Here is a 20,417-nt window from a genome sequence, read left to right on the forward strand (position 1 = left end):
GTCGGGTCGAAGCCGTCCTCCGTGCCGGAGCAGTGCGTGACGACACATCGACCGGGCGAAGCGATAGCCCGGCGGCGACGGCGAAGCGCCCCGCTCCGGGCCGAACGACTGCGTTGCGAACAGACGCGGACTCGCGTCTGAGCGGTCAGGAATGTGGTGGGCAGAACGAACGAGTACCCCTACCCGCTGCCCACCGCTGTACCCGAATTATCGGTGTCCTCGGGAATATGCTTTGTGTTCCGTCGTTGCACACGACACCAGTCGCTGGGCGGACGACCCAGAACGGTTCGCCGCGGGGGAAACGTTCAACCGGTCGCCGAAACCACTACTGGTATGACAGGTGACGACACACCAGACGAGACACCGGAGTACGTCATTCCACCGGGTGGCGGCGTCCCGTGGATGGACCTCACGGTCGAGGAGGCGCACCGCCCGCCCGAGCGAGACGTCGCGATCACGGACGTCTCGACGACGGTCGTGCAAGGGAACTTCCGGTGGGGCATCGTCGAAGTCGAGACCGACGCGGGGATTACGGGATACGGGGAGGTCCACGGGGAGGGACCGACCGACCCTGGTCTGCTCGAAGGACAGAACCCGCTGGACGTCGAACGACTGCGCGACATCCGTGGGGTACCCGGACCGGGCGTCGAGATGGCGCTGTGGGACATCAAGGGGAAACTGTTGGACGTGCCCGTCTACGAACTCCTCGGCGGGAAGTACCGCGACAGCGTCCGGGTGTACTGTGACACTCACGGCGGCGAGTCGCTCGGTGGGGCACAGTCCGGGAAGGTCGACCCGCGGGACGTCTACACCCCCTCGTCGTACGCCGACGCGGCCCGAGACGTCGTCGACGCCGGGTTCGACGCGCTGAAGTTCGACCTGGACGTCCGGACGCACGCCGCCGTCGACACGGCCGCGCGCCGACTCGACAACGAGGCCATCGAACACAAGGTGTCGCTCGTCGAGGCCGTCCGCGAGGAGGTGGGGAACGACGTCGACCTGGGGTTCGACCTGCACTGGAACTTCACCGTCGAGACGGCGACCCGCCTCGCGGAGAAACTCGAACCGTACGACCTGGCGTGGCTCGAGGACCCGGTCCCCCCGCGCAAGTACGACGCGCACCGCCGGGTGCGCGAGGCCACCTCCTGTCCCATCATGACCGGCGAGAACCTGCGGGACCCTGGCGAGTTCAAGATGATGCTCGACGCCGAGGGGATGGACGTGGCCGCGCCGGACCCCAACAACTGCGGCGGTCTCCGGAACTTCAAGCGAATCGCCGCGCTCTGTGACCTGGAGGGCGTGCCCATCGTCGCGCACAACATCTGCAGCCCCGTCGCCACGGTGGCGGCCGCCCACGCCGCCGCCGCCGTCCCCAACTTCGTCGCCCTGGAGTACCACGCGTTCGACGTGCCGTGGTGGGAGGACCTGGTGAGCCGGACCGGCGAGTCGGGACCCGTCATCGAGGACGGGCGCATCGACCTGCCGGAGGGACCGGGACTCGGCATCGACGTCGACCCCGACGTAGTCGCCGAGTACCGCGTCGACTGAGAGCGCGGCCGAACGGGACGCGCGCCGTCTTCGCGGCGGGGAAGTGCCGAATCGGGGCCCCGTCCGTATCTTTATGCGAACTGCTAGCAGACGGGGCACGCATGGAGATCACCGAGTTCCGCTTCGAGCGACTGACCGGGACGCTGGAGCGCGACCCCGACGAGTTCTACGAGGACCGCCTCGCGCGCCCGCTCGACGTCTACCCCGAGTTCCGCGCGGAGACGGCGAGGGACGTGTTCGTCGGAGAGGCGAGCGAGGAGACGGGCACCACCGCGACGGACGACGGTATCGAACTCTCGCAAGTGTTCCTGCGCGTCGGGACGACCGGCGACGTGACCGGTCTCGCCGGGCCGGTCGCGGCGGAGTGGGTGCCCCAGATAGCCCGGTTCGAGGGACTACTCGTCGGGGAGGACCCGCGCGCGACCGAGCGCTGCTGGGACCTCATGTACCGGAGCGCGATTCACGGCCGGAAGGGGAAGACGGTCCAGGGGATGAGCGCCGTCGACGTCGCACTGTGGGACGTCAAGGGGAAGGCCGTCGGCGAGCCGGTGTACCGCCTGCTCGGCGGTCCCTGTCGGACCGAACTCCCGGCGTACGCGTCGATGCTGGGGTTCCCGACCGACCCCGACGCGGTGGGCGAGCGGGCCGCCGAGATGCGGGCGCGCGGCTACGGCGCTCAGAAGTGGTTCTTCAGGTACGGGACGGGCAGCGGGACCGAGGGGAAGCGGGCGAACGAGGCGCTCGCCCGCGCGGCCCGCGAGGCCGTCGGCGACGAGTACGACCTGTTCTTCGACGCGTGGAGTTCGTGGAATCGCGGGTTCGCGCTGGAGATGTTCGACCGGCTGGCGCCGTACGACCCCGGCTGGGTCGAGGAGCCGGTCCACCAGGACCGAGTCGGGGAGTACGTCGAACTCCGCGAGGCCGCCCCGTTTCCGGTCGCCGGCGGCGAACACGAGTACACCCGCTTCGGTGCCCACGAACTGCTCTCGAGGGGGGCCGTCGACGTGCTCCAACTGGACCCGATGTGGGGCGGCGGGTTCACCGAGTTGCGCCACGCCGCCACGCTCGCGTCGGTCCACGATGTCCCGCTCGTCCCGCACGGCCACCTCGTGCCAGCCAACGCGCACCTGGTCGCCGCTCAGCCAGAGCCCGTCTGCCCGTACGTCGAGTACCTCGTCCGCTGGAACGAGCAGACCCAGTTCTTCTTCGCCGACCCGGTCACGCCCGAGGACGGCGTCGTCACGCCCCCGACCGACCCGGGTCTCGGCGTCGAACTCGACGACGACGCGGTCGACGAACGCGAGGAGTTCGACCCCTGAGAGCCAGCGGGTGCAGCGACCCGGCCTCGACGCCACTCTCGTGGTTCTCGCGACTCACCACGACGTGACGGTGACGTCTTCCAGCGGGCGGTCGAGCGGAACGGAGACGCGACCGCCCGTGTACGCCGACGCGTAGAACCCGACCAGGATTTCGAGGGTGTGGCACGCCTGCCACCCCGGGGACAGGTTCTCGGCGTCCCCCTCCAGAAGGTCGACGGCGTGCGAGACGGCGTTGACGAACGACCGCTCGTGGTCGTCGTCGTACCCGTCCGTCGGCGGGTCGCGTTCCTCGTGGCCGTCGTCGGTCGCGGCCCAGTACCGCCAGCCGTCTTCGGCGTTGACGAGTCTGCCGTCGGTCCCGTTGACACGGTAGTGGAACGTTCCGACGTCGCGCCGGGTCGTCCCGTCGAACGTGACGAACGTCCCGCCGTCCGTGACGACGAACCCGCCGGCCCCCGCGTCGTCCACCGGGTCGTCGGTGAGGTGCGCGGCGGCCTGGTTCTCGCCCGTGACGTGGCCGGCGACGGTGTCGGCGCGCGCGTTCAGGAGGTAGACGACGTAGTCGACGACGTGCGTTCCCACGCGGAGCAGTTCCATCGAACTGCCCGCCGTGACGGACCGCACGTCGCCGACGAGACCCTCGTCGACGGCCCGTTTGACCGCCTGGTTCTGTCGGACGAACCGCTGGGAGTGGTTGACGACGAGTTTGACGCCCGCCTCCTCGCACGTCTCGACCATCGCTCGGGCGTCGGCCACCGAACACGCGATGGGTTTCTCACACCAGACGACGCCCGGGTCGCCGAGTCGGACGGCGTCCTCGACGTGCGTGCGGTGGAGCGTCGACGGGGTACACACGGAGAGCACGTCCACGTCGACCGACTCGAGCATCGTCCGGTGGTCCGAGTACCGTCCGTCCTCGGGGACGTCCCAGGCGCGACCGAACCGGTCGAGCGCCGCCTCGTCGACGTCAGCGACGGCGACCAGTTCCACGTCGTCGACGGCGGCGTACCCGCCCGCGTGGCTCGCGTCCACCGGGTCCGCACCGATGTCGTCCGCCCCGCCGTCGTAGATTCCCATCCCCGCGACGCCGCCGGCACCCACGATGGCAGCAGTGTACGTCATACCGTCCCCGGCGAGCGCGACCGTCGTGAATCTATCGGCGCACCGACTCGACCGGCGGAGGCGCTCGCGGCCGACCTTCCGGCCCGTCGTGCCCCGACGGGTACGGTTATGCGGGTGGCACCCGACCGCGGTGACACATGCGACGTGCACGATTCCGCGACCCCGCCGGTGCAGTCCGGACGGGAACGTACGACGACGACACAGTCAGCTTCGCCGGAGAGACGTACGACGTGGAGGCGGTCGACCTCCTGGCTCCCGTCGAGCCCTCGAAGATCGTCTGCGTCGGGCTGAACTACGCCGACCACGCCGCGGAGTCGGGGTCCGACGTCCCCGACCGCCCGCTGCTGTTCCTCAAGGGGCCGAACGCGGTCGCCAGCCACGGGACGGACGTGACCCTGCCGGCCGGGAAAGAGCAACTCGAGTGGGAGGCGGAGTTCGGCGTCGTCGTCGACCGTCAGTGCAAGGCCGTCGACGCCGCCGACGCGTGGGACGTCGTCCGCGGGTTCACCTGCGTGAACGACATCTCGAACCGCGACGACCAGCGCGTCGAACAGAACTGGATTCGGGGCAAGGCCTTCGACGGCGCGGCGCCGCTGGGTCCCGCCGTCGCGCCGCCCGAGTCCGTCCCGGCCGACGCCAGCATCGAGCTACGTGTCGGTGGAGAGGTAAAACAGTCGTCCTCACGCGAGGAGTTCATCTTCTCCGTTCCAGAACTCGTCGAGGAGATCACGACGTACATGACGCTCGAACCCGGCGACGTCATCTCGACCGGGACCCCCGCCGGGGTCGGACCGCTCTCGGACGGCGACACCGTCGAGGTCGAAATCGAGGGGGTCGGCACGCTCGAACACGACGTCACCATTCCCGAGTCCTGACCCCGGTTTGACGCCCGGTTTCGAGGATTCGCGACCGCTCGGGCGACTGGACCGCGCAACCAACTCGCGTCCGTACTGCCGCCGGCCTCACAGATAGCAGTGTGTTTATTATTATTATCCGATATAGGATGGAATGTGATGAGAAAGCCGAATCGATACCGTCCGACCACCGAGGCCGACGACGGTAGCCCGAGACCCCGCGACGAAATTACGGTCGTACCGCTGTAATTCGGCTCCGAGACCGGACGACCAAGCTTTATGCTCCGGTGACGGTAACGCGGGTTGTGAGCCTGACTGGCATCGTGCGTCGGTTGTTGGGACGGGAAGGAGACGAGGAGAAGCCGTACCGGTGTATCCGCTGCGGGGAGGAGTTCGACACGAACTACCACGACTGCCCGTCGTGCGGCCTCCCGTACGTCACCGAAGTCGACCGGTGAGTGCGGTTACTCGGTCCGTCCCCGTTCCCGGTCCCATGTCCGGGTCGTCGTCGCGTCTGCCGCTGCCGTTTCTCACCCGTTCACCTCGTTCGAACGGGCTCCGCGCCGGTGCCCGTCGAGCCGGTCACAGTCGAGTGTTACCTAGTGTCGGTATTCCAGTCCGGGGTCGCTGGGCGGGCTACGTCGAATCCGCGTGAGTTCGGTCGGTAACGAGGGCGTTCAACCGGTTCGAACGAGTAGCCGGCTGACGGCGAGCAGGGCCGACCCCCCAAACGTCGCGCTCTCGACCAGATCAACGAGTCACACCCACACCGCCGAACTCGGCCGCGTCGGCGGCCGGTCCCTCCGTTCACGCGCCGCTTCGGGGCGACCGGGTCGGAGCGCCGAGGAGAGCGGTTCGGACCGCCCACCGGAGTAGAGGAGCGCCCGAGTCAACCTCCGGTCCGCCCGACCGCCCGCGGCGACCCCTTGCCCTTCCGGTAGCTTTACCTTCGCGTGTCGAAACAGTCGTGCAACGCCTTCTCAATCACGGCACCCATGAGCAGACCTACCCAACACGGCTCGGATACGAACGTCGACGTCGCGACCGGGGGCGACGACACCGTCCTCGAAGTGCGCGACGCCGCGGTCTCCTTCGGGATGGAGCGCGGCGAGTCGAAAGTCCTGAACGACGTCGACCTCGACATCCGGCGCGAGGAGATACTCGGCGTCGTCGGCGAGAGCGGGAGCGGGAAGTCGATGCTCGCCTCGTCGCTGCTGAACGCCGTCGTCGACCCCGGACGACTCACCGGTGAGGTGAGGTACCACCCCCCCGACGGCGACCCGGTCGACCTCGTCTCCGCCGACCGGGAGGAACTCAAGCGTATCCGCTGGGAGGAGATATCGTTCGCCATCCAGGGCGCCCAGAGCGCGTTCAACCCGACGATGACCGTCCGGACGCACTTCGTCGAGACGCTCCAGGCGCACGACGAGGACGTCGACGCCGGACTCGACCACGGGCGAGAACTCCTCCGCGACCTCTATCTCGAACCCGACCTGGTCCTCCAGTCGTACCCGCACGAACTGTCGGGCGGAATGAAACAACGCGCGCTCATCGCGCTCTCGCTCGTCCTCGAACCGAGCGTGCTCGTGATGGACGAGCCGACGGCCGCGCTCGACCTCCTGATGCAGCGCTCCATCATCAGCCTCCTCGAAGAGGTCAAGGAGAAGTACGACCTGACGCTGGTGTTCGTCACCCACGACCTGCCACTGGTGGCCGACATCGCCGACCGAATCGCGGTGATGTACGCGTTCGAACTCGCGGAGGTCGGACCGACCGACGGCCTGCTCGACGACGGCGCGCACCCGTACACCCGGGCGCTGCTAAACGCCGTCCCCGACCTCTCGACGCCCGCGGCCGACGTCGCCACCATCGACGGCTCCAGCCCGGACCCGGTCAACGTCCCCGAGGGCTGTTCGTACCACCCCCGGTGCCCGCTGGCGGACGAGACGTGCGTCTCCGAGGACCCACCGTTCTACGACGTGGGCGCGGACCACGCCGCGACGTGTCACCACTGGGAGGCCGCTCGCGAGGAGATTCCACTCGCGACGCGCGACGAGGGGGAGCCGTGAGTTCGCAGTCCCCCCGGTCCTCCGAGTCGGACCACGTCGTCTCCCTCCAGGGGGTCGACGTCCACTTCGACAACGAGCGACTGTTCGGACTCGTGGGCTCCGAGACCGTCCACGCCGTCGACGACGTGTCGCTAACCGTCCGCGAGAACGACGTCGTCGCACTCGTGGGCGAGTCCGGGTGCGGGAAGACGACGCTCGGCAAGACCGCCATCGGCGTCCAGCGACCGACCGCCGGGACCGTGACGTACCGCGGACACGACATCTGGTCGGTCAAGGACGCTCGTGGGCTTCTGAACAGGGACGGCGGCGCCGACGGCGTCTCGTGGACGGAGATACGGAAGTCCCTCCAGATGATTCACCAGGACCCGGGGAGTTCGCTCAACTCCAACTACACCATCGAGTCCATCCTGACCGACCCGCTCCGGGAGTGGCAGCCGGAGATGACCCGCGCCGACTGCAGGGAGCGCATCTACGGCCTCCTGGAGTACGTCGGGATGACCCCGCCGGACGACTACGCCAACCGCTACCCTCACCAGTTGAGCGGCGGGGAGCAGCAGCGGGTGGCGCTGGTGCGCGCGCTGTTGATGAACCCGGACCTCATCCTCGCCGACGAGGCGGTGAGCGCGCTCGACGTCTCCCTGCGCGTCGAGATGATGGACCTGATGATAGAGCTACAGGAGCGGTTCGACACGTCCTACCTGTTCATCAGTCACGACCTCTCGAACGCGAAGTACCTCACCGAGCGGTCGGGCGGCCGCATCGGCATCATGTACCTGGGCGAACTGGTCGAAATCGGTCCCGCCGAGGAGGTGCTCCGGAACCCGCAACACCCCTACACCAAGGTCCTCGTGTGGGCGACGCCCGACCTGAACGACCGTGGGAACCTCTCGGACCCGCCCATGCGCGCGCTCGACATCCCCGACCCCTCGAACCCGCCGTCGGGCTGCCGGTTTCACACGCGGTGCCCGGAGGCCCGTGAGGTCTGCACGCGGCAGACGCCCGCGTTGCTCGGCGACGACCACCGGACCGCCTGCTTCCGCGAGCGGGAGGGCCACGAGTACTGGGAGAGCGACCGGGTCGACGACGGGGGCGAGGAGTTCTCGCTGAGGAGCGGTCGGTAACGGGGCGGCGGCGACCGGTTCCGGCGTCGACGCGCTCGTCCCCCGGAGAAGCAGCGAGACGGCGTCGCGTGCGGGTGCCGCCGAGGCGACGGCCGAACGTCGTCAGGAGTAGCCGACGAGGCGGAGACCCACGTAGCCGCCGACGGCGTAGAGATAGGCGCTCGCGCCCCAGACGAAGCACATCCCGGCGACGACGCCGTAGTAGAGTTCGGGGACGACCAGTTCCGAGAGGAGCAGGCTGAGCGACAGGAAGACGGTGCCCAGCGCGCCGACGAACGCGATGAACGAGCTTCGTATCGCGATCAGGACGGAGGCGGCGAGCGACGCCGCCCGGTTCGAGTCCCCCGACGGGGCGTCCCCAGTGCTGGTAACGCGACTCATGTCCGAGCCGTGTCCGGCGACCCACTTATACCTGCTGTCGAATCCGCCGGTCAGGCGTCGGCGGCGGCGCGCTCGGGTCCGTCCTCGTCGTCGCTCCCGACGGTCTTCGCGTGGCGGGCCCGGAGCCTGACGTTGAACACGCGGTCGAGCCCCTGCGCGAAGAGGATGAACCCCAGCGAGATGAGCGTGATGACGAACATCGGGACGAGAATCCAGTGGAGTTGCTGCGGGTCGGTCATGTTCCCCTGCTCGTACGCCGTGTTCAGCATGACACCCCAGTTCAGCGACGTGGTGACGCTCAGGATGCCGAGGAAGTACAGCGCTACCGACTCGAAGATGATGCGTCGGGAGCTGTTGGCGAAACTGACGGAGATGTACGGCATCAGGTTCGCGATGACGTCCTTCCGGAGGATGTGCCACTGCGAGAGGCCGAGGATGCGCGACGCCTCGGTGAACGCCTCCTCGCGGATGGAGAGCACCTCCGACCGGATGGTCCGGGCGAGTCGCGGCCAGTTGTCGATGCCGAGGATGAGCCCCACCACGACCGGACTGCTCGGCTGGTACACCGCGGCGAGGACGATGACGAGCGCGAGGCCGGGGATGGTCAGCACCACGTCGGTCAGCGTCATCAGCGCCGAGTCCACCTTCCCACCCTTGTAGCCCGCGACGGTCCCGATGAGCGTGCCCAGCCCGACGGACAGCAGCGCACCCGAGAGAATCATCAGCAGCATCGACGGCGTGGCGTGGACCACCATCTCCAGGAGCGACTGCCCCATCACGTCGGTGCCGAGCGGGTAGGCGGGGTTCTCGAACGGCTGGACGAATATCGGTCCCTCCATCACGGACGGCGGGTCGACGAGCACCACGCCCACCGTTCCCATCAGGACGAACAGCGCGAGGATGGCCGACCCGACGGACGCCCGCCAGTCGTTCATCGCGATGGCGAGCGGCGCGTAGACGTACGCGTCGAGGACCCGCTTCGCCCGGTCGGACGCGGTCAACCGTGACACGTCGGCCGTCCGCGTGAACATCTCCTCGTCGATCTCGCGCCCGCCGTCGGTGGTGGCGTCGGTCCGGTCCGGGACGCCCTCGTCCGGCCCGTCAGAAGCTCTCACGCTTCCCACCCCCTTTGACGCGCGGGTCGATGATACCGTAGGTCAGGTCGGCGATGAGGATACCGAGCAGCGTGATGGCAGTGAAGAAGACGAACGCGCCCATGATGACCGGGTAGTCGCGCGCCATGAGCGCCTCGAAGGTGACGAACCCCATCGCGGGGTAGTTGAATATCGTCTCCAGGATGATGCTGCTCCCGAAGATACTCGCGATGCCCATCATGAGGCTGGTGTACACCGGGAGGAGCGCGTTCCGACCGACGTAGCGGATGGAGATTCGCCCGCGGCTGAGTCCCCGGAGTTCCGCGACGCGGATGTACCCCTTCCCCATCTCGCGGATACAGTTGCCTCGGTACGCCAGCGCCCCTCCGAATCCGGCGACGAACGACGAGAGGACGGGGAGCGCGGCGTGGTCGACCAGCCCCGCGAGGAACGGGTAGTTCAACCCGGGGGTCGTCCCCTGGGTCATCCGGCCCCCGCTGGGGAACCATCCCAGGTTGAACGCGAACACGATGAGCAGGAGAACGGCGACGATGTAGTACGGTACCGTCGTGTTGACTATCGAGAAGACGGTCATCCCGGTGTCGAACTTGCTCCCCTCGGTGTACGCCATCGCGGCGCCGAGCAGGAGACTGACCGTCGTCCCCAGCGCGAGTCCGTAGACGCTGATGAAGATGGACCACGGCATCGCCGAGAACAGCATCTCGAACACCGGGCGGTTCTTGAATATCGACCGGCCGAAGTCGAGGCGGAGGAACACGTCCGACATGTAGTCGAGGTACTGCCTCCACAGCGGCTGGTCGGGGCGGATACCGGTGTATATCTCGACCAGGTTGTTTATCCGCTCGACCTGCTGCGGGGAGGGGGAGCCGGTCGTGGCGTACTCCTGCATGAGTTGGACACGCAGAATCTCCACGGGACCGAACGGGAGGAGCCGGTACAGCGCGAAGGTAACGGTGACGGCGAGGAAGAACACCAGAACCGACTGTGCGACTCGCTTGAGGTAGTACATCCGGTGCGGTTAGCTGTTCTCGGCCAGTTAATAAATCTGTGGGACGGTGCCGCACGGTCCGAACGGACCGACGGGACGTGCGGACCGTCCGGAGTGCGGCGGCCTGGCCGTCGGGCGGCTGCGAAGGATATATTCGGTCGGTTTCCGTAGCGAAGCCCGATGAGGGAGCATCTGTCCGGGATTCTGGTCCAACTCTGCGACAACGTCGACAAACTCCTGATGCTGTTCGTCGCGGAGTGTCTCGGTCTCCTCCTGCTGTTGCCAGCCTTCCTCGTCGTCGAACGGGGGTCGGCTACGTTCGTGGTCGCCCTCCTCGACCTGGTGGGGCTGCTCGGCCTGATGAGTTTCACCGGCGTCCTCGTGGTGAAGTGTTACCGCATCTGACGGGAGCCGAGCGCACTCGCGACCGGGCACGGACGACACCAGGGCGACCGCAGTCTTTTTTCTCGCCGAGACGTACCTCCGCGTCATGACCTCAGACGCGGGCGAGGGACGGTTCTCGGCGGTCGCCGACCGGGCGGTGTCCGACCCGGACGCCGTCACCGTCGAGGAACTCGCGGACGCACTCCGAACCGACCCGCCCGACGCGGCGGACCGCGCCAGCGAGGCGTTCCGCTCGCTGGCCACCGCGGACCCGACTGTGGTCCCGGCGGTGGTAGACGCGCTGGGGCCGCTGACCGGGGACGAGGCGACCGACCGGCCGGCGGCGGTCGCGCTCGCGGACGTCGCGGCCGAACACCCCGACCGCGCCGCGGGCGCGGTACAGGTAGTACTCGAACTCGCCGACCGGGACGACGAGTTGGTCGGTGCCCGGGCGATCCACGCGCTCGAACCGCTCGCCGGGGCGCGGCCGGACGACCTGCTCCCGGACGTGTTGCCGGTGCTGCGGGCGAACCTGTCGAGCGACCTCTTCGCGGACAACGGACCGGCGACGGCGGTCACCGCTCGACTCGCCCGCGAGCGACCCGGCGCCGTCGCTCCCCTGACCCCTCGGCTCGTCGACCTGGTCGCCCGCGACCCGGACCTCGGCACCGACGACGAGCAGTTCGCCGACCTCCCCGACCAGGTCCGGTCGCGACTACGGGAGGACGAGGTCCGCTGGGCGCGGCTCAGGACGGTCGCCGCGCTCACGCTGGTCGAGATCGCGGAGACGGACCCCGCCCGCTTCGACGGCACTCTCGGGGCGCTGGTCGACCGACTCGACCGGGAGGCGACCCTGGCGGTCCGGGAGGCGACGTACGACGTGGTGTGGTTCGTCGCAGGTGAGCGACCGGAGGCGGCGCGGGTCGCGGTCGACCCGCTCGCCGCCCGTCTCGCCGCCGAGGACGACCCCGAGATACGGGGGAAAGTCGCGCGAGCGCTCGGTCTCCTCGCCGACGCGTTCGCCGACGCGGTCACGAGCGCCGTCGAGGACGAGGTGTCGACGCTCGTGGCGATGCTCGAGGCGGACGAGGAACTCGCCCGGGGCGGCGCGGCGGGGGTGCTCTCGTACGTCGCGGAAGCGGACCCGGACCGCGTGGCTCCCGCCCGCTCGCGACTGCTCGAACTCGCGGCCGACGGGCCGACGTTCGTGCGCGGGAACGCCGTCTGGGCGCTCTCGTTCGTGGGCGGCGAGGAAGTCGAACAGGGACTCCGAGAACTCGCGGAGACGGACCCCGACGAGACGATTCGCGCAATCGCCGCCGACGCCTGCGAGCGAATCGCAGCCCGGTAGGCCAGGCTCTCCCCCCGGTCCGACCACACATACGTCAGTTTACATAACATTTATGTGTATATCTCCCGGTCGATGTTAGCATGGCCGGAGAGGAGCGACAGTCAGCGGAGACCGACGGTTCTGGCATCTCACGACGGAGAGTACTCGCGATGACGTCGACGGCGGCGGCAGGTGGGTTGGCCGGGTGTAGCGGCGAAGAAGGGGGGCCGACGCCGACCGGTGCCGGGGCGTCGACGTCCGCGTCGGGCGAGACGTCCGCCGGCGCCGAGGGGACGGGGAGTTCCGAGTCCACGTCGGCGAGCGGTGACGGCAGTACCGAGATCGCCCACCGGGCGGCCGTCTCGTGGCAGCCCGGCAACTCGAACGTCAATCCGTACTCGCCGACGGGGAACATGCAGTACTGGATGGAGTACATGTGGTGGGAGGGCGTCACCTACCCCGCCGACGGGCCGTACATGGGAGAGGCGGTCAAGTGGAGCGTCGACGAGGTGGAGTTCCAGAACAACGGCTGTCAGGTCCTGCTCCACTTCAAGGACGACTACACCTGGTGGGACGGGAGCGACGTCACCGCGCGGGACTACATGACGTTCCGGGAACTGAACGCCTACCAGACGTGGGGGGCGACGGAGAACTGGGAGGTGGAGTTCGAACTCGTCGACGACTACACGTTCAAGGAGGTCCACAGCACGCCCCAGAACCCGGCGGCTACCCGGGGGAGTTACCTGACGCCGCTCCACACGAAACACAGCTACTGGAAGCCCTGGCTCGAGAAGTACAGGGACGCCGGCTCCCAGAGCGCGATGGACGAGATAACGACGAACCTGACCGAGAAGCAGATATCGATGCAGGAACTCGTCGACGAGGGCCTTGGTAACGGGTTCTGGATCCCGCAGGAGTGGAGTCCGACCGAGGTCGTTCTCGAGAAGAACGAGGACCACCCGCGCGCGGGCTGGACGAACATCGACACCGACCGCTGGATACTGATGTCGGAACAACAGAAGGCCATCCAGGCGTTTCAGAACGGCCAGTTCGACATCGGCGAGTCGATGCTCCCACAGGTCAAGGAGGGCGCGAACGAGGACGTCGAGGTGTTCCAGAACTTCCCGCAGGGGGGCGTCCCGAAACTGGCCATCAACCAGGGGAACAAACACCTCGCTCGCCCGGCGGTCAGGCAGGCGCTCGCGTACGTCATCGACTACGAGGAACTCCGCGAGGTCATCAGGAGCGCGCACGGTTCGGACTACCTCCCCCACACCCACCAGGTAGGGATGCCGAGCAATCTCGCGAAGAACTACCTCGGGAGCGACTTCTTGGGGAAGGTGTTCGACTACGGGCAGACCGCACAGCCCGACAAGGCGCGCCAGCGACTCGAGGCGGCGGACTACTCGAAGGAGGGCGGCGAGTGGGTCGGTCCCGACGGCGACGCCATCGACCTCACCTACATCACGCCCCCGTGGCCCATCTACCAGACCACGCTGAAGTACCTGAGCCCGAAGCTCAACGAGTTCGGCATCACGAACAGCACCAACATGCCGTCGGGCGACGCCTTCTGGCAGAACTGGCTGAACAACTTCGACTTCGACCTCTGCAACTGGTACCTGAGCGCGTCCACCCCGGCGGCCGCCTATAGCACGGGGTCCTCGGCCGGCATCGACAACTTCGTCGGCGGCGTGGGTTCGCTCCAAGGCATCGTCGAGAGCCGGAACGCTCCCGGCGGGTGCGAGGTCAACCGGAACCAGCCGACCTACTCGGCCGAACAGAGCGAGCGGTACAAGATACCCGTCGACGAGACGTTCCCGAGCCAGGTTGGGGCAGAGAGCGTCTCGGACGGCGGGCAGCAGTTGAAGCCGGTCATGTGGAACAACATCCTCGGACAGAGCCAGTCGCGCGAGGAGATCGAGGAGGTGACGAAGAAACTCGCGTGGTGGTACAACTGGTCACAGCCGCACATCGGTCTCTACGAGGAGAAGTGGACCTACTGGGGCGACACCACGAACTTCGAGATGCCGTCGGACCCCGCTCACCACCCCACGGGTGACGAGACCATGCGTCAACACTACGTGGCGTTCTTCGAGAGTCTGACACAGGGTCACATCGCGGCGAAGACCGAGTAGGAGACGCGGACCGTTCGGCCGTCCTCGCGTTTCTCGGCTCTCCCTCTTCCCGTCGACCACCCTTCGAGAGGACGGGCCAGCCGCTACGACAGCGACACGGGGAGCGTCCCGCGCGGCGGGTCGCGGCCGGCGAACACGTCGGCCGCCGCGGCGAGCATGGCCGGGCTGTAGTCGTACGTCGTGAGGAACGTCGGTACCGACGGGAGCACGCGGCAGTCGTAGGGGTTCCGAACCGCGACGACGACCACCGGGAGGCCCTCCTCGACCGCTCGCTCGACGAGCGCCGCCTGCCCCTCGTTCGCGGCGGCGTCGAACGTACACGCGAGTACGACCTCCCCCTCCTCCACGTCCGGGAGGGGAGCGGCGGCGAGGTCCGCTTCGGCGTCGAACGCGTGCCGGCGAGTCGGGACCCCACGGTCGGCGAGCGTCTCGTCGAGAGCGAGTCCGGTCTCCTCGGCGTCCTCCGCCGGGGAGGCACGGTCGAGCGGGAACTCCCAGACGAACGCGCGAGCGCCCTCGGGGAGCGGTACCCGGTCGGCCTCGTCGCGCACGACCGTCACGGCGCGGCGAGCGACGCGGCGGGCCGTCTCGGTCAAACCGTCGCTCGCCGCCGCGACCGTCGGCGTCTCGACGGACTCGGGGGACGCCAGGCGGCGGCGCTTGAGGCGGAGGACGCGCCGGGCCGACTCGTCGATTCGCGCCTCCGAGAGGTCGCCCGAGCGGACCGCGTCGACCACCGCCTCGACGGCCGCCCGCTGTCTGTCCGCGGTGTGCGAGATGAGTACCACGTCCGCCCCGGCACGGACGGCCCGGACCGCCCCCTCGACCGTGCCGACGCCGTCGGCGATGGCGCTCATCTCCATGCAGTCGGTGACGACCACCCCGTCGTACCCCAGTTCCTCGCGCAACACTCCCGTGAGGACCCGACGCGACAGCGTCGCCGGGACGTCGTCGGGTTCGACGGCCGGGAAGTCGACGTGCGCGGTCATGACGGCGTCGACGCCGGCGTCGATGGCCGTCCGGAACGGCGCGAGTTCGACCGCGTCGAGCCGCTCGCGGTCGTGGCCGACGGTCGGCACGGACTCGTGGGAGTCGACGGCGGTGTCGCCGTGACCGGGGAAGTGCTTCGCGCAGGCCGCGACATTCGCGTCCTGGAGGCCGGCCGCGACGGCGCTACCCAGTTCTCCCACCAGACCGGGGTCGCTCCCGAACGACCGGACGCCGATGACGGGATTGTCGGGGTTGTTGTTCACGTCGACCACCGGCGCGAAGTTCGCGTTGACGCCGACCGCCCGGAGCTGGCCGCCGACCGCCCGCCCGAACTCGCGGGCGAGGTCCGCGTCGGCGGCGGCACCGAGCGCCATCTGGCCCGGCGGGACAGTGCCGAACGGCACCCGGGAGACGACGCCGCCCTCCTGGTCGGTCGATATCGAGAGCGGCACTCCCGTCGACTCGGCCGCGACCGCCTGCAGGTCCGCCGAGAGCGCCGCCGTCTGCTCCGGCGTCTCGACGTTCCGGCTGAAGTAGACGACGCCGCCCACGTGGTAGTCCGCCACCAGCTCCCGTATCGTCGGCGTCGTCTCCGTCTCGTGGAACCCGACCTGGAACAGCTGACCGACCTTCTCGGCGAGCGAGAGGTCGTCCACGAGCGATTCGCCCGTCGTGCGTGTGTCGTCTCTCATGGTATCGTCCTCAGTCGTACAGTTCGTACTGCTCGCGGACGGTCACGAACTCGGCGAGGTCCGCCTCCCACCCCTCCCGGAGGCCGTCGACCACGGCGGTCACGTCCTCGTCGCCGCGCGCACCGAGTTCGTCGAGGCGCTCCCGGAGGTACGGCCCGCCGGCCAACCGGTCGATGAAGTAGTCGTCGTCGCCGAACGTGCGCCAGTCGCTCTCCGGGTAGTCGCGGAACGCCGAGACCAGCATCGACAGCCCGGTCTCGAGGGGCTGGACCGCGTCCCGGTCGCGCAGGTGGACCTGTACGCCCTCGACGTGCTCGCCCTCGTGTTTCTGGTACTGGGGTGTGAAGTGGGCGGGCCTGAAGTCGACGCCCGGCAGGTCGAGCGCGTTCAGCGTCCCCGCCCACTCGGCCGCGTCCACCCACGGCGCGCCGACGAGCCCGAACGGCCGGGCGGTCCCGCGGCCCTCCGAGAGGGTCGTCCCCTCGAACAGGCACGTCCCCGGGTACAGTGTCGCGGTGTCGAGCGACGGGACGTTCGGCGACGGCGGCACCCACGGGAGGCCCGTCTCGTCGTACCAGGTGTCTCGGGACCACCCGGTCACTTCGACGACGTCGATGTCGGCTCCGACGTCGAACTCGCCGTCGACGTAGCGCGCCAGTTCCCCCAGCGTGAGACCGTGGACGACCGGCAGCCGGTAGTTGCCGACGAAGGAGGCGTGTTCGTCGGGTACGCGGTTCCCGGCCGGGTCGAGCGGCGCGACCGGGTTCGGTCGGTCGAGAACGACGACGCGAGTGTCGTGGTCGGCCGCCCCCTCGACGGCGTACGCCAGCGTGTACACGAGCGTGTAGTACCGGACGCCCACGTCCTGCATGTCGTAGACGAGGACGTCGACGTCGGAGAGCATCTCCTCCGTCGGCCGGCGCGTCTCGCCGTAGAGGCTCGACACCGGGAGACCCGTCTCGGCGTCCACCTCGTCGTCGACGTGTTCGCCGGCCATCGCCCGCCCCCGGATGCCGTGTTCCGGCCCGAACAGTCGCCGCAGGTCGACGTCGTCGTGCGCCGCCAGCAGGTCGATGGTCGACCGGAGCTCGGAGTCCACCCCCGAGGGGTTCGTTATCAGTCCGACGCGCTCGCCGGCCAACACGTCCGTTCGCCTCGACAGGAGTCGCTCGACGCCGAGTTCCACCATCGACGGCAACTGGGCGGATGACCGGGATAAAACTACGCATCGGCGGGTCGAATGACTGCTTCCTCGTCCGCCGCCTGCTCACTCGAACGCGGGCATCACCTCGTCCGCGACGGCGTCGATGGTCCCCCGGGGGTCGCCCGCCTTCGAGACGAGGATGACCCGGGTCACGCCGGCGGATTCGAGCGCCCGTAGCTGGTCCACCAGCTCCGCGGGGTCCTCGACGACGTTGTTCTCCGCGCGGACCTCCGCGTCGCTCATCTCGGCGAGTTCGGCGTCCGCGGCCGCCTGCACGTCGCGCGGGTCGGGGTTGTCGAGTTCGGTGTCGTGCGGGGTGTGCTCGCCCATCTCCCGTATCTCCTCGACGATGGCGTCGGGGTCGCCCACGTGCGCGGTCACCTGCGTCGAGACGTGCGCGTCGCCCGGGTCGCGCCCCGCCGCCTCGAGTCCATCCTCGAACGGGGGGAGGAGTCGGTCGCGGATGTGCTCGGGCGAGGAGACGGTCATCAGGTTCCCCGCGTGCTCGCCCGCCTTGTGCGCCGAGCGGGGACCCCAGGCCGCCCAGTGGGTCGGGAGCGGCCCCTTCGGCCGCGTGTACAGCCGCATCGGCTCGTAGCTGTAGTGGTCGCCCTCGTACGAGACGTACTCGTCGGCGTCCCACAGCAGGTCGACGACGTCGAGCGACTCGACGAGCATCCCCGCGAGCGTGTCCCAGTCGGGCCACTCGCCGTCGAGGAACCGCGCCTCGTTGAGCGCCTCCCCCGTCCCCACGCCGAGTTCGAACCGGCCGGGGTACATGTTGTCCAGCGTCGCGAGCGCCTGCGCGAGTACCGGTGGTTCGTACCGGACCGTGGGGCACGTCACGAACGTGCCGACGGTGACGTCCGGCACCTCGGTCATGAACGCGCCGAGCCAGGGGAGAATCTGGTGGGTGTACGGCCGGTTGTCGAGCCACGGGAGGAAGTGGTCGCCGACCCAGACGCCCTCGAACCCGCGCTCGGCCGCGTACTTCCCGAGTTCGACGTCCGACCGGGGGTCTCGGAAACAGCCCGGCACGTAGTAGTGAAACTCCAGACTCACGCCGACCCGTTCCCGGAACAGCGTAATAAGCGTTGGTACGGACCGTCCGCGACGTGGCGGGGGGTCGTGCTCCGTCGCCGTGTGCTGGTCGTGCAGGGTGCCACCGACCGTCACGCACTTGTAGAGTCGGGTCGCAGTCGAGAGTATCGCGGGACGACCACCGATGACCGGACACCCCCCCAGACCGAACACGGGCGACGACCCGAGCGAGCGAGAGCGCACCGCCGTCGGCGTGTTGTCGGGCACGTCGCTCGACGGCGTCGACGCCGCCTGCTGTCGCGTCGCCCGGACGGACCCGGACGACCCGTTCGGCTACGACCTGACGGTCGAGTCGTTCGTCGAGCGCTCGTACGACCGGACCACGCGCGAGCGACTGGTCGCGCTGTGCGACGACGGGACGGGCACCGTGGACGAGGTCTGCCGGGCGAACGTCGCGCTTGCCGAACTGTTCGCCGACGCCGCGGCCGCCGCCTGGCGCGAGGCCGGCCGCGACCGGGAGGAGGTGGACGTCGTCGCCAGCCACGGCCAGACGGTCTGGCACGCCCCCGACCCCGAGTCGTACCCCGGCGTGGAGGGTCGGTCGCGCTCGACGCTCCAGGTGGGCGACGGCTGCGTCGTCGCCGAGCGAACGGGCGTGACGACCGTCTCCGACTTCCGGATGCGCGACGTCGCCGCCGGCGGCCACGGCGCGCCGCTGACCCCCTTCCTCGACGCGGCGTGCTTCGCCGACGACGAGGCGGTCCGCGCCGTCCAGAACGTCGGCGGCATCGGCAACTGCACGCTCCTGCCGCCCGCGCCCGACCGCGACGACGTGGTCGCGTTCGACACGGGCCCGGGGAACATGGTAATCGACGCCGTGGTCGAACTCCTGACCGACGGTGACCGGACGTACGACGTCGACGGCGAGCGCGCGGCCGCCGGCGGCGTCGACGAGGGACTGGTCGCGGCGTTCCTCGACGACCCGTACTTCGAGCGAGCGCCACCCAAGTCGACCGGCCGCGAGCGGTTCGGCCACGACTACGCCCGACGGTTCCTCGCGGCCGGGAGGGACCGCGGGCTGACCGACGAGGACGTCGTCGCGAGCGCCACCGCGCTGACCGCCCGCTCGATCGCGGACGCCTACGAGTCGTTCGCCCCGCGCTACCCCGACGAGATATACGTCTCCGGCGGCGGCGCGTCCAACCCGACGCTGCTCGCGATGCTCGACGAGGCGACGGACTGTCCCGTCGCCCGGTCGCGGGAACTGGGCGTCGACGCCGACTGCAAGGAGGCGGCCCTGTTCGCGCTGCTCGGCGCGTCGCGGCTCGACGGCGTCCCGAACAACGTCCCGTCGGCGACCGGCGCGGACCGCCCCGTCTCGATGGGCAAGCGCTCGGAGGGCCGGCCGTGACCGGACGCCTCCCCGACGGGGCGTCCGTCGAACCGAACGAGGGGCCGGGTCCCGCGTTCGTGGCGTTCGACTTCGACGGGACGCTGGCGGAACAGCGCGGCGGGTGGGGGCTGCTGTACCGCCTGTTCGGCGTCGAGGACGCGGGCGAGGCGCGCACGGCGGCGTTCTGGGACGGCGACGTAGACTACGAGACGTGGGCCGAGGAGAACGTCGCGGACTGGCGCGACCGGGGCGTCAGGCGCGAACACGTCGAGCGCGCGGCCGAGGCGGTGAAGCTGACCGCCGGCGCGCCCGCCCTCCTCGCCGACCTCCGGGCGGGCGGCGTCCCGTTCGGCGTCGTCAGCGCCGGCGTTCGCGGACTCGCCCGGTCGGTCGAGCGGTTCGACCCCGCGTTCGTCGTCTCGAACGAAGTCGTCTACGACGACCAAGTCCCGGTCGACGTGATACCGCGCGTCCCGCCGGGGTCGAAGGGCGACATCCTGCGGGCGTTGTGCGCCGACGCGGGCGTCGACCCCGCCGACGTGGCGTACGTCGGCGACTCCCGCTCGGACGAGGCGGCGTTCGAGGTGGCGGGGACGGCCGTCCTGTTCGACCCGGACGACCGCGTCGCCGACGAGGCGTACGGGACGGTCGACCGGGTCGTCGAGGAGCGCGACCTGTCGCTCGTGCGGTCGACGGTGCTGCCGGACGTCGAGTGAGCGCCTCCAGGAGCC

The 20,417-nt window shown here is 69.2% G+C and carries 18 protein-coding genes; 11 read left to right on the forward strand and 7 right to left on the reverse strand.

The annotated features are described in order from the left end of the window. Positions 1–333: 333 nt before the first annotated feature. Together AC6RUA_RS15900 and AC6RUA_RS15905 are read left to right on the forward strand one after the other, a co-directional pair. A complete protein-coding gene (locus tag AC6RUA_RS15900; protein WP_499815727.1) occupies positions 334–1,548 on the forward strand; it encodes a mandelate racemase/muconate lactonizing enzyme family protein in 1,215 nt (404 codons plus the stop codon). Positions 1,549–1,649: 101 nt separating this feature from the next. Then, positions 1,650–2,867 (forward strand): enolase C-terminal domain-like protein, encoded by a 1,218-nt coding sequence (locus AC6RUA_RS15905; RefSeq protein WP_499815728.1) that lies wholly within the window; start codon positions 1,650–1,652, stop codon positions 2,865–2,867. 54 nt (positions 2,868–2,921) lie between these two features. On the opposite strand, the gene AC6RUA_RS15910 is transcribed toward AC6RUA_RS15905, so the two are convergent. After that, on the reverse strand, positions 2,922–3,989 hold the full coding sequence (locus AC6RUA_RS15910) for a Gfo/Idh/MocA family protein (protein ID WP_499815729.1): 1,068 nt from the start codon (positions 3,987–3,989) through the stop codon (positions 2,922–2,924). A gap of 137 nt (positions 3,990–4,126) precedes the next feature. Between AC6RUA_RS15910 and AC6RUA_RS15915 the strand changes: the two genes are divergently transcribed. The 4 genes from AC6RUA_RS15915 (at position 4,127) to AC6RUA_RS15930 (ending at position 8,033) form a co-directional block, all read left to right on the forward strand. Further along, a complete protein-coding gene (locus AC6RUA_RS15915; RefSeq protein ID WP_499815730.1) occupies positions 4,127–4,864 on the forward strand; it encodes a fumarylacetoacetate hydrolase family protein in 738 nt (245 codons plus the stop codon). Positions 4,865–5,148: 284 nt separating this feature from the next. Beyond that, positions 5,149–5,301, forward strand: coding sequence for a hypothetical protein (locus AC6RUA_RS15920; protein WP_499815731.1), 153 nt, complete (start codon positions 5,149–5,151; stop codon positions 5,299–5,301). 537 nt (positions 5,302–5,838) lie between these two features. Further along, positions 5,839–6,912, forward strand: a complete 1,074-nt coding sequence (locus AC6RUA_RS15925; RefSeq protein ID WP_499815732.1) for an ABC transporter ATP-binding protein — start codon at positions 5,839–5,841, stop codon at positions 6,910–6,912. Then, the gene (locus AC6RUA_RS15930; RefSeq protein WP_499815733.1) at positions 6,909–8,033 is read left to right on the forward strand and encodes an ABC transporter ATP-binding protein; all 1,125 of its coding nucleotides are present in this window, start codon (positions 6,909–6,911) and stop codon (positions 8,031–8,033) included. Before AC6RUA_RS15925 ends, AC6RUA_RS15930 begins: the two co-directional genes overlap by 4 nt. 102 nt (positions 8,034–8,135) lie before the next feature. Here the strand turns inward: AC6RUA_RS15930 and AC6RUA_RS15935 are convergent, their stop codons facing one another. From AC6RUA_RS15935 to AC6RUA_RS15945, 3 genes are all read right to left on the reverse strand, one after another. Beyond that, complete coding sequence (locus AC6RUA_RS15935) at positions 8,136–8,414, reverse strand: hypothetical protein (RefSeq protein ID WP_499815734.1); 279 nt, start codon at positions 8,412–8,414, stop codon at positions 8,136–8,138. Between the two features lie 50 nt (positions 8,415–8,464). Beyond that, positions 8,465–9,445, reverse strand: coding sequence for an ABC transporter permease (locus tag AC6RUA_RS15940; protein WP_499815883.1), 981 nt, complete (start codon positions 9,443–9,445; stop codon positions 8,465–8,467). A gap of 70 nt (positions 9,446–9,515) precedes the next feature. Further along, entirely contained in the window at positions 9,516–10,538 is a 1,023-nt protein-coding gene (locus AC6RUA_RS15945; protein ID WP_499815735.1) for an ABC transporter permease, read from the reverse strand. 159 nt (positions 10,539–10,697) lie between these two features. Between AC6RUA_RS15945 and AC6RUA_RS15950 the strand changes: the two genes are divergently transcribed. The 3 genes from AC6RUA_RS15950 (at position 10,698) to AC6RUA_RS15960 (ending at position 14,366) form a co-directional block, all read left to right on the forward strand. Further along, positions 10,698–10,922 carry a hypothetical protein gene (locus AC6RUA_RS15950; RefSeq protein WP_499815736.1) on the forward strand — a complete coding sequence of 75 codons (225 nt, stop codon included), beginning with the start codon at positions 10,698–10,700 and terminating at the stop codon, positions 10,920–10,922. Between the two features lie 85 nt (positions 10,923–11,007). Then, entirely contained in the window at positions 11,008–12,252 is a 1,245-nt protein-coding gene (locus AC6RUA_RS15955) for a HEAT repeat domain-containing protein (RefSeq protein ID WP_499815737.1), read from the forward strand. Between the two features lie 80 nt (positions 12,253–12,332). Beyond that, positions 12,333–14,366 (forward strand): ABC transporter substrate-binding protein, encoded by a 2,034-nt coding sequence (locus tag AC6RUA_RS15960; protein WP_499815738.1) that lies wholly within the window; start codon positions 12,333–12,335, stop codon positions 14,364–14,366. Positions 14,367–14,449: 83 nt separating this feature from the next. On the opposite strand, the gene AC6RUA_RS15965 is transcribed toward AC6RUA_RS15960, so the two are convergent. The 3 genes from AC6RUA_RS15965 to AC6RUA_RS15975 form a co-directional block, all read right to left on the reverse strand. Then, entirely contained in the window at positions 14,450–16,048 is a 1,599-nt protein-coding gene (locus AC6RUA_RS15965; RefSeq protein ID WP_499815739.1) for a glycoside hydrolase family 3 protein, read from the reverse strand. 10 nt (positions 16,049–16,058) lie between these two features. Beyond that, positions 16,059–17,237, reverse strand: coding sequence for an exo-beta-N-acetylmuramidase NamZ family protein (locus AC6RUA_RS15970; protein WP_499815740.1), 1,179 nt, complete (start codon positions 17,235–17,237; stop codon positions 16,059–16,061). Positions 17,238–17,315: 78 nt separating this feature from the next. Next, positions 17,316–18,314, reverse strand: coding sequence for an LLM class flavin-dependent oxidoreductase (locus tag AC6RUA_RS15975; RefSeq protein ID WP_499815741.1), 999 nt, complete (start codon positions 18,312–18,314; stop codon positions 17,316–17,318). 163 nt (positions 18,315–18,477) lie between these two features. Between AC6RUA_RS15975 and AC6RUA_RS15980 the strand changes: the two genes are divergently transcribed. Both AC6RUA_RS15980 and AC6RUA_RS15985 read left to right on the forward strand, forming a co-directional pair. Next, positions 18,478–19,704 carry an anhydro-N-acetylmuramic acid kinase gene (locus AC6RUA_RS15980; RefSeq protein ID WP_499815742.1) on the forward strand — a complete coding sequence of 409 codons (1,227 nt, stop codon included), beginning with the start codon at positions 18,478–18,480 and terminating at the stop codon, positions 19,702–19,704. After that, the gene (locus AC6RUA_RS15985; protein WP_499815743.1) at positions 19,701–20,402 is read left to right on the forward strand and encodes an HAD family hydrolase; all 702 of its coding nucleotides are present in this window, start codon (positions 19,701–19,703) and stop codon (positions 20,400–20,402) included. Before AC6RUA_RS15980 ends, AC6RUA_RS15985 begins: the two co-directional genes overlap by 4 nt. Positions 20,403–20,417: the final 15 nt, after the last annotated feature.

The organism is Halorarum sp. SLYT50, assembly GCF_059821265.1.

What these genes read in the sequence shown, in the direction of transcription:
- AC6RUA_RS15900 (WP_499815727.1), top strand. Translation starts at nt 334, where the DNA reads ATGACAGGTGACGACACACCAGACGAGACACCGGAGTACGTCATTCCA.
- AC6RUA_RS15905 (WP_499815728.1), top strand. Translation starts at nt 1,650, where the DNA reads ATGGAGATCACCGAGTTCCGCTTCGAGCGACTGACCGGGACGCTGGAG.
- AC6RUA_RS15910 (WP_499815729.1), bottom strand. Translation starts at nt 3,989, where the DNA reads ATGACGTACACTGCTGCCATCGTGGGTGCCGGCGGCGTCGCGGGGATG.
- AC6RUA_RS15915 (WP_499815730.1), top strand. Translation starts at nt 4,127, where the DNA reads ATGCGACGTGCACGATTCCGCGACCCCGCCGGTGCAGTCCGGACGGGA.
- AC6RUA_RS15925 (WP_499815732.1), top strand. Translation starts at nt 5,839, where the DNA reads ATGAGCAGACCTACCCAACACGGCTCGGATACGAACGTCGACGTCGCG.
- AC6RUA_RS15935 (WP_499815734.1), bottom strand. Translation starts at nt 8,414, where the DNA reads ATGAGTCGCGTTACCAGCACTGGGGACGCCCCGTCGGGGGACTCGAAC.
- AC6RUA_RS15940 (WP_499815883.1), bottom strand. Translation starts at nt 9,445, where the DNA reads ATGTTCACGCGGACGGCCGACGTGTCACGGTTGACCGCGTCCGACCGG.
- AC6RUA_RS15945 (WP_499815735.1), bottom strand. Translation starts at nt 10,538, where the DNA reads ATGTACTACCTCAAGCGAGTCGCACAGTCGGTTCTGGTGTTCTTCCTC.
- AC6RUA_RS15950 (WP_499815736.1), top strand. Translation starts at nt 10,698, where the DNA reads ATGAGGGAGCATCTGTCCGGGATTCTGGTCCAACTCTGCGACAACGTC.
- AC6RUA_RS15955 (WP_499815737.1), top strand. Translation starts at nt 11,008, where the DNA reads ATGACCTCAGACGCGGGCGAGGGACGGTTCTCGGCGGTCGCCGACCGG.
- AC6RUA_RS15960 (WP_499815738.1), top strand. Translation starts at nt 12,333, where the DNA reads ATGGCCGGAGAGGAGCGACAGTCAGCGGAGACCGACGGTTCTGGCATC.
- AC6RUA_RS15965 (WP_499815739.1), bottom strand. Translation starts at nt 16,048, where the DNA reads ATGAGAGACGACACACGCACGACGGGCGAATCGCTCGTGGACGACCTC.
- AC6RUA_RS15970 (WP_499815740.1), bottom strand. Translation starts at nt 17,237, where the DNA reads ATGGTGGAACTCGGCGTCGAGCGACTCCTGTCGAGGCGAACGGACGTG.
- AC6RUA_RS15980 (WP_499815742.1), top strand. Translation starts at nt 18,478, where the DNA reads ATGACCGGACACCCCCCCAGACCGAACACGGGCGACGACCCGAGCGAG.